General features: G+C 61.6%; 11 protein-coding genes and 1 pseudogene. 9 read left to right on the top strand and 3 right to left on the bottom strand.

Annotation, left to right across the window (positions count from 1 at the left end):
• Positions 1-468: 468 nt before the first annotated feature.
• From AB4Y34_RS01060 to AB4Y34_RS01035, 6 genes and pseudogenes are all read left to right on the top strand, one after another.
• Positions 469-1224: a gluconate 2-dehydrogenase subunit 3 family protein gene (locus AB4Y34_RS01060; RefSeq protein ID WP_176379571.1), complete on the top strand. Its 756-nt coding sequence runs from the start codon at positions 469-471 to the stop codon at positions 1222-1224.
• A complete protein-coding gene (locus AB4Y34_RS01055; RefSeq protein WP_368714972.1) occupies positions 1225-3000 on the top strand; it encodes a GMC family oxidoreductase in 1776 nt (591 codons plus the stop codon).
• A gap of 133 nt (positions 3001-3133) precedes the next feature.
• On the top strand, positions 3134-4426 hold the full coding sequence (locus tag AB4Y34_RS01050; protein ID WP_368715162.1) for a c-type cytochrome: 1293 nt from the start codon (positions 3134-3136) through the stop codon (positions 4424-4426).
• A gap of 124 nt (positions 4427-4550) precedes the next feature.
• Positions 4551-5744, top strand: a complete 1194-nt coding sequence (locus tag AB4Y34_RS01045; RefSeq protein ID WP_368715161.1) for a porin — start codon at positions 4551-4553, stop codon at positions 5742-5744.
• Between the two features lie 242 nt (positions 5745-5986).
• A pseudogene (locus AB4Y34_RS01040) lies at positions 5987-6320 on the top strand (fatty acid desaturase); the annotation flags it as partial.
• 31 nt (positions 6321-6351) lie between these two features.
• Positions 6352-6567, top strand: a complete 216-nt coding sequence (locus tag AB4Y34_RS01035; RefSeq protein ID WP_368714971.1) for an Arm DNA-binding domain-containing protein — start codon at positions 6352-6354, stop codon at positions 6565-6567.
• Positions 6568-6654: 87 nt separating this feature from the next.
• On the opposite strand, the gene AB4Y34_RS01030 is transcribed toward AB4Y34_RS01035, so the two are convergent.
• Both AB4Y34_RS01030 and AB4Y34_RS01025 read right to left on the bottom strand, forming a co-directional pair.
• Entirely contained in the window at positions 6655-7467 is an 813-nt protein-coding gene (locus tag AB4Y34_RS01030; RefSeq protein ID WP_368714970.1) for an IclR family transcriptional regulator, read from the bottom strand.
• A gap of 167 nt (positions 7468-7634) precedes the next feature.
• Positions 7635-8156: a VOC family protein gene (locus AB4Y34_RS01025; RefSeq protein WP_368714969.1), complete on the bottom strand. Its 522-nt coding sequence runs from the start codon at positions 8154-8156 to the stop codon at positions 7635-7637.
• 191 nt (positions 8157-8347) lie between these two features.
• Between AB4Y34_RS01025 and AB4Y34_RS01020 the strand changes: the two genes are divergently transcribed.
• From AB4Y34_RS01020 to AB4Y34_RS01010, 3 genes are all read left to right on the top strand, one after another.
• Positions 8348-9199: a fumarylacetoacetate hydrolase family protein gene (locus AB4Y34_RS01020; protein WP_368714968.1), complete on the top strand. Its 852-nt coding sequence runs from the start codon at positions 8348-8350 to the stop codon at positions 9197-9199.
• A 57-nt stretch (positions 9200-9256) separates the two neighbouring features.
• Positions 9257-10780, top strand: a complete 1524-nt coding sequence (locus AB4Y34_RS01015; RefSeq protein WP_368714967.1) for a bifunctional 3-(3-hydroxy-phenyl)propionate/3-hydroxycinnamic acid hydroxylase — start codon at positions 9257-9259, stop codon at positions 10778-10780.
• Between the two features lie 91 nt (positions 10781-10871).
• Positions 10872-12251 (top strand): MFS transporter, encoded by a 1380-nt coding sequence (locus AB4Y34_RS01010; RefSeq protein WP_368714966.1) that lies wholly within the window; start codon positions 10872-10874, stop codon positions 12249-12251.
• Positions 12252-12386: 135 nt separating this feature from the next.
• On the opposite strand, the gene adhP is transcribed toward AB4Y34_RS01010, so the two are convergent.
• Positions 12387-13412 carry an alcohol dehydrogenase AdhP gene (gene adhP, locus AB4Y34_RS01005; RefSeq protein ID WP_368714965.1) on the bottom strand — a complete coding sequence of 342 codons (1026 nt, stop codon included), beginning with the start codon at positions 13410-13412 and terminating at the stop codon, positions 12387-12389.
• Positions 13413-13506: the final 94 nt, after the last annotated feature.

Here is a 13506-nt window from a genome sequence, read left to right as displayed (position 1 = left end):
GCAATGGGTATCGTCTCCGTTGCTTCCGGACATACGGATTGGGTTCGAGGTCGTGCTCATCGGCGCACCGCTGACTGTGACCACGATCTAACCCTCGTTGCTATCGCTTCCTGATTACCGGAGCAATCGGTGGTCTGCTTCACCAATTGGTGAGCTTGAACATCGAGCGTTTACACACCATCGGATAATGGTGCGTCTTGAAATCTCCGATTATCCTTTTGTCTAAGACATCCTAAATGAATGAGGAAAAGAACAGAAGAGTTTACGAATTGAACAGCTCCGAGCGTCTCAGGCAAGCAGGCGCCTGTCGTTAATACTCGTTCCAGGTGTGAGGAGGCATGCGGCAGCGAACGCAACATGCATCCACGCACACGATGCAGCGCCACGCGTTGAGCATTTCACGCAGTTCATATGAGCCAGTCTCCGCTTGCCGCGTCAGTCGAAACAGGCCGCGCAGTTTTGATACGGATTTCAACTATGTCAGACTCTCCTCTCACGTCACGCCGCGGCTTCCTGCGCACAGCGGCAGTACTGGTTCCTGCAGGAGCACTTGCCGGCTGCGAACGGGGCTCGCGAGCTTCCCCCGGTACTGCGCAGCAAGGCGGCCAGCCTTCCGAGTCCGCGGGTGTGGCGCATCAAGCCCATGGAGACTACAAGCCGCGCTTTTTCGACGCCCGTGAATGGGCGTTCCTCCAAGCGGCCGTGGACCGCATGATTCCCGCGGATTCCGAAGGCCCTGGCGCGCTCGAAGCGGGCGTGCCCGAATTCATCGACCGGCAGATGGATACGCCTTACGCGCACGGCGCGCTCTGGTACATGCAGGGGCCATTCCCGCAAGGCGTGCCCGAACTCGGCTATCAGTTGAAGCTCGTGCCGCGCGACATCTACCGGCTCGGCATCAAGGCCGTGAACGTGTACTGCTCGAAGGCCTACGGCAAGGACTTCGACGCGCTCGACGCCAATACGCGCGACAGCGTGCTCACGGCGCTCGAAGCGGGCAAGGTCGACCTGGACGGCGTACCCGCCTCCGCGTTCTTCGGCCAGTTGCTGCAGAACACGCGCGAGGGCTACTTCTGCGACCCGATCCACGGCGGCAACCGCGACATGGCCGCGTGGAAGATGATCGGCTTCCCCGGCGCGCGCGCCGACTTCATGGATTTCGTGAACCAGAACGGCAAGCCCTATCCGTATGGCCCCGTTTCGATCAATGGGGAGCGTGCGTAAATGGCCCAGAAGAAACCGCATGTCGATGCCGTGGTGGTCGGCTTCGGCTGGACCGGCGCGATCCTCGCAAAGGAACTGACCGAAGCGGGCCTGAAGGTGGTGGCGCTGGAGCGCGGCGAGTACCGCGACACCTACCCGGACGGCGCATACCCCAACACCATCGACGAGCTCACGCACAACGTCCGCAAGAAGCTCTTCCTGGATCTTTCAAAGACCACGGTCTCGATCCGCCACGGCGTGAACGACACGGCGCTGCCCTACCGCCAGCTTGCGGCGTTCCTGCCCGGCGAAGGCGTGGGCGGCGCGGGCCTGCACTGGTCAGGCGTGCATTTCCGCATCACGCCGGAAGAGCTGCGCATGAAGAGCCACTATGAGGAGCGCTACGGCAAGAAGTTTATCCCCGCAGGCATGACGATCCAGGACTACGGCGTGAGCTACGACGAACTGGAGCCGCACTTCGACTTCGCCGAGAAGGTGTTCGGCACCTCGGGCCAGGCGTACAAGGTGCAGGGCAGCGTGGTCGGCGACGGCAATGTGTTCGAGGCGGCGCGCAGCGACAACTTTCCGTTGCCCGCGCAGCTGAACACGTATTCGGCGCAGCGCTTTTACGACGCAGCGAAATCGCTCGACCTGCATCCCTACCGCCTGCCATCGGCGAATACCTCGGGCCCATACACCAACCCCTATGGCGTGCAGATGGGCCCATGCAACTTCTGTGGCTACTGCAGCGGCTACGCGTGCTACATGTACTCAAAGGCCTCGCCGAACCTCAACATCCTGCCCGCGCTCAAGCAGGAGAAGCATTTCGAGCTCCGCTCAAAGTGCCACGTGCTGCGCGTGGAGCTCGACGATACGAAAAAGCGCGCCACGGGCGTCACTTACGTCGATCCCGCGGGCCAGGAAGTGTTCCAGCCCGCCGATCTCGTGATCGTCGCCGCGTTCCAGTATCACAACGTGCACCTCTTGCTGCTCTCGGGCATCGGCAAGCCCTATGACCCGATTTCGGGCGAAGGCGTGGTGGGCCGCAACTTCGCATACCAGAACCTCTCGACCATCACGGCGTTCTTCGACAAGGACACGTGGACGAACCCGTTCATCGGCGCGGGCGGCAATGGCGTGGCCGTGGACGACTTCAACGCTGACAACTTCGACCACGGGCCGCTCGGCTTCGTCGGCGGCTCGCCGCTCTGGGTGAACCAGGCGGGCGTGAAGCCGATCAGCGGCATCGCCACACCCGCGGGCACGCCGAACTGGGGCGCCGGGTGGAAGAAGGCCGTGAAGGACCACTATGCGCACACCATTTCGATGGACGCGCACGGCTCCAATATGTCGTACCGCGACGTGTACCTCGACCTCGATCCGACCTATCGCGACTCGTACGGTCAACCGCTCTTGCGCATGACCTTCGACTGGAAGGACAACGACATCAAGATGGCGCGGTACGTGACGGGCCAGATGCAGAAGATCGCCGAGGCGATGGGCCCAAAGGCCATCAACGTCTACACGCGCGAATTCGGCGCCCACTTCGACTCACGCCGCTATCAGACCACTCATCTCGTGGGCGGCGCCGTGATGGGCACCGATCCGAAGACGAGCGTCATCAACCGCTATCTGCAATGCTGGGACGTGCCCAATGTGTTCGTGATGGGCGCATCCGCGTTCCCGCAGGGCATCGGCTACAACCCCACCGGCCTCGTCGCCGCTCTCGCCTACTGGTCCGCGAAAGCGATTCGCAGCCAGTATCTGAAGAACCCCGGCCCCTTGGTGAGCGTGTGAGAAGCCCATGACGATCATGAAGAAAAACCTGGTCCCCGTGCGATTCGCTCGTAAAAGCGCACGCGGCGCACTGCGCCGCCTGAACCCCGTTTCGAAGGCGGCGATCACGCTCGCCGTCTATGCTGTGTTATCTATGGCGTTTGCGCTGCTCACGGCCCGTGCCGCCAACGCCACTGCTAAGCCCGCAGACCCCGGGCTCGTCGCGCACGGCGAGTACCTCGCTCGCGCTGGCGACTGTATCGCTTGCCATACCGCCCAGGGCGGCAAGCCCTTCGCGGGCGGGCTGAAGTTGGATACGCCCATCGGCGCGATCTACTCCACGAACATTACGCCCGACCCCGGGAGCGGCATCGGCAAATGGAGCTACGACGATTTCGCGAAAGCCGTGCGCCAGGGCGCGCGCCCGAACGGCGATACGCTCTACCCGGCCATGCCCTACCCGTCGTACGCGCGCCTTTCCGACGACGACACGAGGGCGCTCTACGCGTACTTCATGCAGGGCGTCGCGCCCGTACACGCGCAGAACCGCGCCGCGCACATCCCTTGGCCGCTCTCGATGCGCTGGCCGCTTTCGATCTGGCGCACGCTATTTGCGCCCAAGGTGCAGGTGTTCGACGGCTCGCACTATAGCGACACGGTCGTCGCGCGCGGCGCATATCTCGTGCAGGGCCTGGGCCATTGCGGCGCGTGCCACACACCACGGGCGCGCACGATGCAGGAACTCGCGCTCACTGACCTCGAAGGCGACGCCTTCCTCGCGGGCGGCGGACCGATCGACGGCTGGGTGCCGTCGAACCTGCGCGGCAACGCGCGCACGGGCATCGGCGCGTGGTCCGAGGACGACATCGTGCAGTTCCTCAAGTCGGGCCGCAATCTGCACACGGCCGCTTTCGGCGGCATGACCGACGTGGTTCAGCACAGCATGCAGCACATGACCGATGCGGACCTGCTCGCGATGGCTCGGTACCTCAAGACACTGCCCTCGAACGACCCGAAGGAAACGCCTTACGCCTATAACGCCATCGCCGCGAACGCGCTGCAAAGCGGCGACGCGAGCGCACGCGGCGCAGCCGTCTATCGCGACAACTGCATGGCCTGCCACCGCAGCGACGGGCGCGGCTACACGCGCGTGTTCCCGGCGCTCGGCGGCAATCCGGTGGTGCAGGGCAAAGATCCCACATCGTTGATTCATGTACTGCTCAGCGGCAACACGCTCGAAGGCACGAAATCGGCGCCCTCGCCGTTCACGATGCCGGCGTTCGGCTGGCGCCTGTCCGATCAGGACGTAGCCGATGTGGCCACCTTCGTGCGCGTCAACTGGGGCAACACCGGCGCGCCGGTCATCGCCGACGACGTCGCCAAGGTCCGCAAGATGGTGGCCGGCAACGCGCCCGAACTGCCGCCGGGCGCCTCGTTCAAGCACTAACGCTAACGCCAATGCGGTAACTCGCTGGCGCTTTCAATCGCGTTTTCTTCCAGCGCCTGCCGCTGGCCGGCTCGGCCGTTCCACTCGTGTAACGGTCCATTGTTAACGGTCGAGATAGCACATGATCAAAAAGCTTCTGATTTCTGCACCAATTCTCTTGTCGGTAGCGGAAACAGCGGCGGCGCAAAGCGCCGTCGCGCTTTACGGCATCGTCGATGCAGGTATTACCTACCGCAGCAACGAACGCACCAGCAACACCGGTACGAGCCAAGGCCATTCGAATGTGGCAGTGACGAGCGGCAACCTCTCAGGCAGCCGCTGGGGGCTCAGGGGAAAGGAGGAACTCGGCAACGGGCTCGCCGCGATCTTCGTACTCGAAGACGGTTTCGACATCACCAACGGCACCGAGGGCCAGGGCGGCCGCCTGTTTGGCCGCCAGGCATTCGTGGGCCTCGCCGATAAGCAGTACGGCTCGCTCACGATGGGTCGCCAGTACACTTCGCTCGACGACTTCGTCGGCCCTGTCGCTCCGGTCAGCGCGATCGGCGGCTTCGGCGCGCATCCGGGCGATATCGACGATCTCGACCAGACCACGCGCGTCGACAATTCGATCAAGTACACCAGCGCGAACTATGCGGGCTTTACGTTCGGCGCGCTGTACGGCTTCGGCGGCCAGGCCGGCAGTCTCAAGAGCCAGAACACGTGGAGCGTGGGCGGCAGCTATGCGCACGGCCCTCTACAAATGGGCGTGGGCTATGAACACGCGGATAACAGCAAGACCGGCCCCCAAGACCCGACATCCGGCAAGTGGCAAGGCACCTATGACGGGACATTCAATTCGTCGATCAACGAAGGCTTCGCGAGCGCGCAGTCGCAGCAGGTCGCGGCTGCTGGCGTGACCTGGGACTTCGGCCCGGCGACCGTGGGCGCGAACTACAGCAACGTACAATACAAGGCCGGTGCGAACTCGCTCTATTCGGGCACTGCGACGTTCAATATTGCCGGCCTATTCGGCATGTGGAAAGTGCAACCTCACATGCATCTGTTCGCAGGCTATAGCTACACGCGCGGCAGCCATGTGGACGGCATCGAAGACGAGGCGCAATACCACAACGTCTCACTGGGCGCGCTGTATGACCTCTCGAAGCGCTCGACGGTGTATCTGCTGGGCGGCTACCAGCACGCTTCGGGCATGACGCTCGATGCACACGGCAACCCGGTGCCGGCCACGGCTTCGGTCTCGGACAAGGGCAACGGCCACTCGGCGGCGACGCAGTCGCAGGCGATTGTGAGCTTTGGATTCCGTCAACGGTTCTAGCTGTTGGCATGTCCGTCGGCATTTGGGCCGACCGTCTCAAAACGTGCCGTCGCCACACCGCCGCCGTATGCTCGGTGCGGCGCTCCTATTCGCCCTGGCGGCGTGCGACAGAATAAGCGACATTGTCGGGCTGTATCTGAGCCAGCAGTCGCTTCCTGCAGGCAAATTGCAGGCAAAAGTTCACGCCTCCATTCAAGAAGCAACCGCCGATCTCCAACCAATAAGGATCTGCGCGCCCTAAGTTGCTCCTGAACAATAACTATCATCTGGTTCATCATGACTTGCCGCAGGTGCCGTGGTTTGCGCTTCGGACGGTCTATCAAACGTCCCGCCAGCAGTACATAGAACGCTCAGGAGCCTTTCTGGTCAAGGGTTACAGCGAATGGGTCAGACGCTATGGGTTCGCTGCGGTGGCGCATCCAGTGGCAATCGGCACGTCCGACTCAGGCCGACGAAATCCGCCTGCTCCCGCCGGTTTTGCGGGTAAAACTTATGGTAGTTGTCCGCCAAGGAAAACTCCATGAAGCTCACCTTCCCACTCCTGCAGAACGCCAAACCGCGGAGCAAGCCCTATAAACCTCGTGATCGCGATTCCATGTAGTTGCGGGTGTCGGTCTCGGGCTCGAAAGTCTGGGAAGTTGACTACCGGTTGGATGGCAAGGACTGCAGCTACACTCTCGGCCGATTCCCCGATCTTTCGATAGCGGACGCCCGTCAACTTCGCAACGCTGCTGCCAAGCTGGTCGCGTCTGGCATCCATCCGAAGGCATACGAGACGTCTCGAGTCGGTTTTGAAACGGCCCTCGGAAACACTGTTCCCTGAAGGCTAATGCGAGTTATGGCGACAACGGATTGAGTCTTCGAAAGCGATCGAACTGCACCGCTGCTCCTGGGAGCAGATGACAGTGAACTACGCTGAGCGCTTTACTGGCGATACGGTCTGCGACGACGCAGTTGTCGCAGTCGCCCGGCTTTCGATAGCCGCCCGCGTGCGCTGTGAAATTCGCCCCGCTGCTTCCCTTAGCGTTTCGACGAGACGCTCGAGATTTGCGAACTCGAGTCGTTGGGTCGGAATGATCAATGCCAACGATCCGACCGCTTCACCGGAGTCGTCCGTGAACAGTGGCGACGCTAGTGCCGAAACTCCATGTTCCAGCTCGTCTCTTGAAAGATAAAAACCCGCGCGTCGGATTTTGAGCAATGACGCCCGAAACTCTTCGAGCGTCGTCCCAAGGCCGCTTTGCGCAATGTCTTCGGGATACTGTTCGAACAGGGTCGCGAGCTTGGCCTTCGGAAAGCTGGAAAGGATCGCTTTAGGAGCGGCTCCGAGAAACAGAGGCCTCGGACGGCCTCGACCGTACCGGAGGTCAAGAGCCGCGTCGTGCGTCTCCCTATGTGTGTCAACAAGCTCGTTTCCGTACCAGCGCGACATCACTACATCGAAGCCGGAATGCTCAACCAACTCGTGCATGATTGGCTGGCCGACCGCAAGCAATGGATCCGACGCGCGCAGGTGGTAATCCAGCCTGATGATGCGAGGACCGAGACCGTAATCTCCACCTGTAAACCGGACGAGCAGGCCAGCATCCACGAGCTCACGCACGTAGCGATAGGCCGTCGGAGCCGAACAATCGAGTTCGGCAGCAACGTCTTCGGCGGACAAGAACGGCTTTGCCTCCGAAAAAAGTTCGAGTATGGATAAAAGCCGGGTGATGCTCGACATCGCGGCGCTAGCTCCTTCTATGTGAGCGGATTATGCCATCAGCGCGCTCTCCCGCAGCCTTCCCGGCTCACACACGGAAAACGGTTGAGTGCGCGGCTGCCCCCCTGTTTTACGCAGGGCGCTACGTTGTTGTTGCCCGATGCGCAGCCGACCGCTCAAGCAACGAGTTAGACAAGCCCCATACGAACGGCCATCGCGGCCTGCCAATCGGTTCTTGGTCTGAATCCTGGCAGCGCGCTCGCGTGGTGCTCAACGGCCGCCATAAGGTCTGCGTCAGGCAAGTCAAAGTCGACCGGCACCCGCATCGGCTGATCGACGTACCACGGCGTGTCGATGAAGATCTCCAGCCGGTTGCCCTCGGGGTCGCGCGCATAAATCGAAATCGCGTTGCCATGCGTGACGGGGTTGATTTCTTCCAGACCCTCCGAGACAAAGCGCGCGTGAAACTGCCTTAGCGTGTCGAGACTATCCGCTTCGAACGAGATCTGATTGATCGGATTGAACGTCAGGTGCTCGGGCCGACCGCTCGCAAGCACGATCTGGTGATGAACAGCGGGATCACGACTCAAGAACACGAGCCGCACTTCGCCGTGCGGCGTCCGCAGCATGCCGCGGTCCGTTACGGTGAACTCCAGCACCCGCGAATAGAAGTCTTCCACCCGCGCCATATCGCTCACATAGAAGCCCATATGGCTCAGCGACAGCCCGCGTCGCGCTCTCTTCGTACCTTCCATGCTCGCCTCCAGTAGTGATAAACCCTAACCAAAAACACGTTGTGTTCATCGTTAAACATAGCTTATTCTCAAAATACGATAAATGCACGACTTTATTGCGGTCGTTAGCGTTGATCTTCCCGAATTTTTATCTACCTGGAGCGTCAATGAAACTCGTCAGCTTTTCTACCCATCAAGGCCCCTCCTTCGGCGTCGTTCGCGACGACAGCGTCGTTGATCTCGGCAAGCGCCTGGACAATCGTTATGCCGACCTGAAGGCACTGATTGCCGCCGACGCGCTGGGGGAAGCCGCGCAGGCGTCCCAGGCTGGTAAGGGCGACTACCCACTGTCTGAAGTGACGCTTCTGCCGGTGATTCCGAACCCCGAACAGATCTTCTGCGTGGGACTCAACTACGCGGAGCACGTCAAGGAAACCAATCGCGAAACCACCGAGCAGCCGGTTATCTTCATGCGGCTCCCGGCTTCGCAAGTGGGTCATGGGCAGCCGATGCTGCGTCCGCCCGAGTCCCACCAATTCGACTACGAGGGCGAAATTGCCGTGATCATCGGGCGTGGCGGACGGCGCATCGCCGAAGCCGACGCCTGGAATCACATCGCCGGGTACGCCTGCTACAACGATGGCTCCGTGCGCGACTGGCAGCGTCACACCACCCAGTGGGGACCGGGCAAGAACTTTTATCGCACCGGCGCGTTCGGGCCGTGGATGGTGACGAGTGACGAGATCGAACCGAACGCCCTCATGACGCTCGTTACTCGCCTCAATGGGCAGGAAGTGCAACGCGCGACCACGCAGATGCTGATTCACGGCATCGCGAAGCAGATCGCCTACCTGTCGACCTTCACGCCGCTCGCTCCGGGCGACGTCATCGTCACCGGCACGCCCGGCGGCGTCGGTGCGAAACGCAATCCGCCGCTGTTCATGAAGCCCGGCGACCGGGTCGAAGTGGAAGTCGACCGGATTGGCGTCCTCTCCAATCCAATTGCCGACGAAGCATAAAGATCGTTGCCGGACGCGCCCCCCGTGCATCCGGCGACTCACCAAGCGGATGTAGACATGTCAGATAAAACCATTTCGTTGCACGCATGCGACTACGATGTCGCCGTCATCGGCCTCGGCCCGACCGGTGCGACGCTGGCGAACCTGCTGGCGATCGAAGGCTTGCAGGTACTCGTGCTGGAGCGAGACAAGGACATTTTTGCGCTGCCCCGCGCGGTGCATTTTGACGGCGAATGCATGCGGGTGTTCCAGAGCATCGGGCTCGCAGACACGCTGCTCCCGAAGTTGTTTGTCGGTCCCGGCATGAAATTCGTGAACGCCGAGGGCAAGCTCCTCATCGACTGGGTACGCCCCACATGCATCGGCCCGCACGGCTGGTGCGCAAGTTATAAGTTTCATCAACCCGACCTCGAGAACGCATTGCGTGACCGTCTGGCCGTTCAGGCGAACGTGGATGTACGACTGCGTCACGAAGTGTTTGCGCTTGACGAAACGAACGACGGCGTCCAACTGCGCTTTGAAGACACGGGCTGCGGCAAACTCGGCCGTGCTACCGCCCGCTACGTGGTTGGCTGCGATGGCGCGCGCTCGATTGCGCGGCGTTTCATGGGCACCGAGCTAACGGATCTGAAGTCGCACGAACGGTGGGTTGTGGTCGATGTATTGCTGGACACACCGCGACCCGACCTCGGCGATTTCTCCATTCAATATTGTGACCCGGCGCGCCCGACGACCTATACGCGTGGTCCCGGAAATCGCCGTCGTTGGGAAATCATGGTCATGCCGGGCGACGATGCGACGCAACTCGCGTCCCCCGAATGGCTGTGGGATAAGCTCGCTCGCTGGATTTCCCCGGCGGATGCCCGACTCGAGCGTTCCGCGATTTACACCTTCCACTCGGTCGTGGCAAACGGCTGGCGCCGCGGACGGCTGTTGCTTGCTGGAGATGCTGCGCATCAAACACCGCCCTTCATGGGCCAGGGGATGGCAGCCGGCATCCGCGACGCGTCGAATCTTGCATGGAAGCTCGGCGCGGTCATTCGTGGCACTTCGCCCGATGCGCTGCTCGATACCTACGAATCGGAGCGTTCGCCTCATGTGCGCGAGTTCATCGAAACCGCGGTGCAACTCGGCTCGGTCATTCAGACGACCAATCCCGAGGCTGCAACCAGCAGGGACAGCCAGATGAGCGAAGCGATTCGCAACTTTGTCACTCCACAACCGAAGCTCGGCCCGGGAGCCTGTCTCGACGCATCCTCGTCGACCGTGATAGGACAGATCGCGCCCCAACCCCGCCTGACAGACGGGCGTTTGATGGATGACGTCGTCGGATATCGATTTGTCCTCGTTGCGTTGCCCGAATTACTCGCCGGTGATGACGACATCGCCAGTCGCGCTGCATGGGCGGGCATCCAGATCGTCAGCGACGAAGATGCGGTGAATGCGTGGTTAGCGTCAACGGGCGCCGCAGCAGTGCTGATTCGACCTGACCGCTACGTCTACGGCATTGCACACGACATCGCATCCTTGCACCGCCTGGTCGAACACGCATTTCCCGAACTGCAGGCGGCCAGCGCGTAACCGGCCCGCCATGCAGACAACGTTGAACCGCTGAGACAGCGCGACCACGCACACCTATTGGACGAAGAAGCCAACAATCCCTGGAGGAGTCATGGAAATATCTCGTCACCCGGTCAGCGTCGCTGGCCAGACGCATTCGCCCGGATTATCGCGGGCGCAGTGGAAGATGATTCTGATTGCGAGCCTTGGCGGTTCGCTGGAATTTTACGACTTCATCGTCTACGGTTTCTTCGCGCATCACATCGCGGCCCAGTTTTTCCCGAACGCCTCGTCGTTGATCAGCATGCTGGCCGCGTTTTCCGTGCTGGCAATCGGCTACGTCATCCGGCCGCTCGGCGGTATCGTCCTCAGCAGCTGGGGGGACCGCTATGGTCGCCGTCCGGTCTTCCTGGGTTCGATCATCGTGGTCACCACAGCCACGATCTGTCTGGGTTTGCTGCCCAATTTCCAGAGCTGGGGTATCGCGGCTTCCATCCTGCTCATCCTGTTGCGCATGCTGCAAGGTTTTTGCGTCGGCGGAGAAATGCCCGGCGCCATTACCTATGCAGTGGAAGCGGCACCGCACCGTGCGGGCCTCGCCGCCGGCATCATCATCTGTGCGGTCAACGTGGGCGTCCTGCTCGCCACTTTCGTCAATCTCGGCATCCAGAACTACCTCTCGAGCGCCGACGCGGCGGCCTATGGCTGGCGGATCGCCTTCCTGTTCGGCGGATTCTGTGGGCTCCTGTCCTACTGGATGCGCCGCAACCTGGACGAGTCCCCGGAGTTCAAGGAGATGCATGGCGCCGTCGCCAGGCAACCATTTCGCGAGACGCTGCGACATCATGGCAAAGCCGTCGCAGCGGGAGCGCTCACTATCGCTGTGATGGCCGGCGTCAACGGGATCCTCTACGGTCACATGCCGGCCTTTCTGGTTCAACAATTGCACTATGCGCCCCGGACGGCGGCGATCGCCCAGAATGCCTATCTGGTCGTCAGCTCGTTCGGTCTGCTCGCTGCGGGCTGGCTGGGAGACAAGATTGCGCGCCGATACCTGCTGCGAACGTCAGCGGCGCTGCTGATTGTGCTGAGCTACCCGTTCTATTGGGCGCTTGTGAATCACACTGTCGATCCGGTCGTTTTATTCGTTCTCGCCGCGGCGGTCTTTTCACTGGCAAGCGGTACGTGGCCCTCTGTCCTCGCCGATCAGTTCCCCGTCCAGGTACGATTCAGCGGGATCGCCCTTGCGTACAACATTTCGGTGGTCGTATTCAGCGGCTTTGCACCGCTGCTCGCCACCATGCTGGTTCGGGCGACGGGATCCTTGACAGCACCAGCCTACTACGTCGTAGGAACATGTGCGGTCGCTCTGCTCGCGAGCTTTGCATTGCCCCGGGACAGTCTGCGGCCCATTTCAGCGCGACATTGGCTGAGGGCGCGCGCAGTCGCCCCGGCTGTCTCGCGGGAGGACTCGCACGTGCGCACCGATTGACGTGCAACTCGTGAAGACTACTCGTGCAGCACCGAGCCCAGCTGACGTGGATCAATGCCGTCGGTCATTTGGTCAGCGATGAACCGTCAACTGGATGAGCACGGCGCGCGATATCGGCACCAGGCAGTGGCTCATTCAAAGTTCAGCGAGTACGATCCGGCCGTCGACCTTGCCTTCGCGCAATGCGGTGAACACTTCGTTAATGTTCTCTAGCCGCTCATGGTGGATATGTGCGCGCACTTTTCCGTCGGCCGCGAATTCGAGCGATTCCTGCAGGTCGCGACGCGTGCCCACGATGGAACCGCGAACCGTGATGCCATTCAGTACCGTGGAAAAGATCGGCAGCGGAAAGTCGCCGGGCGGCAGGCCGTTCAGCGCGACGGTACCGCCGCGGCGCACCATGCCGAGCGCTTGCGCAAACGCACCGCGCGAGACAGCGGTCACGAGAACGCCATGTGCGCCACCGATCTGTTTCTGGACCTCGCTGGCAGGATCGGACGTCGAGGCGTCGATGGTGATTTGCGCGCCGAGTTTGCGCGCAAGTTCCAGCTTGTCGGGCGCGACATCCACGGCAACGACATGCAGGCCCATCGCGACGGCGTACTGGACCGCGACATGACCGAGGCCGCCGATGCCCGAGATGGCGATCCACTGACCGGGCCGGGTGTCCGTGACCCGAATGCCTTTGTAGACGGTGACACCGGCGCAGAGGATCGGCGCGATTTCGTCGAACGCGACCCCGTTCGGTAGATGACCTACGTAGTCCGGATCGGCGATCACATATTCGGCGTAGCTGCCGTTCACGGAATAGCCGGTATTCTGCTGCTCGTGGCAAAGCGTCTCCCAGCCCGTCTGACAGTATTCGCAGTGACCGCATGCGGTATAGAGCCACGGCACGCCAACGCGGTCGCCTTCCTTCACGTGCGTGACTCCTGCGCCAGTCGCCGCGACATATCCGACACCCTCGTGACCAGGGATGAACGGCAGCCGAGGCTTGACCGGCCAGTCACCATCGGCGGCATGAAGATCGGTGTGGCAGACCCCGGACGCCTTCACGTTGACGAGAATCTGACCCGCAGCGGGCGCAGGAACCGCCACTTCTTCTATCCGCAGCGGCTCGCCGAAGGCATGGACTACCGCAGCTTTCATGAATTGGGCCATTGGTCGCTCCTCAGTGAGTTTGTGATTCTCACGAGTATCCTCGCCAGACCCGCTAGTGCTTTGCGATAGATCAATGAAAACGACCCGCCCTAAC

The organism is Paraburkholderia sp. BR10954 (assembly GCF_040965775.1).
Classification (GTDB): Bacteria; Pseudomonadota; Gammaproteobacteria; order Burkholderiales; family Burkholderiaceae; genus Paraburkholderia; species Paraburkholderia youngii.
Note: the sequence above shows the minus strand (reverse complement) of the source record. Positions and strands in the feature narration are given on the sequence as shown.

Bases quoted from the DNA above. Each gene is read 5' to 3' on its own strand.
- AB4Y34_RS01055 (WP_368714972.1), top strand. From the start codon at position 1,225: ATGGCCCAGAAGAAACCGCATGTCGATGCCGTGGTGGTCGGCTTCGGC.
- AB4Y34_RS01050 (WP_368715162.1), top strand. From the start codon at position 3,134: ATGGCGTTTGCGCTGCTCACGGCCCGTGCCGCCAACGCCACTGCTAAG.
- AB4Y34_RS01030 (WP_368714970.1), bottom strand. From the start codon at position 7,467: ATGTCGAGCATCACCCGGCTTTTATCCATACTCGAACTTTTTTCGGAG.
- AB4Y34_RS01025 (WP_368714969.1), bottom strand. From the start codon at position 8,156: ATGGGCTTCTATGTGAGCGATATGGCGCGGGTGGAAGACTTCTATTCG.
- AB4Y34_RS01020 (WP_368714968.1), top strand. From the start codon at position 8,348: ATGAAACTCGTCAGCTTTTCTACCCATCAAGGCCCCTCCTTCGGCGTC.
- AB4Y34_RS01015 (WP_368714967.1), top strand. From the start codon at position 9,257: ATGTCAGATAAAACCATTTCGTTGCACGCATGCGACTACGATGTCGCC.
- AB4Y34_RS01010 (WP_368714966.1), top strand. From the start codon at position 10,872: ATGGAAATATCTCGTCACCCGGTCAGCGTCGCTGGCCAGACGCATTCG.
- adhP (WP_368714965.1), bottom strand. From the start codon at position 13,412: ATGGCCCAATTCATGAAAGCTGCGGTAGTCCATGCCTTCGGCGAGCCG.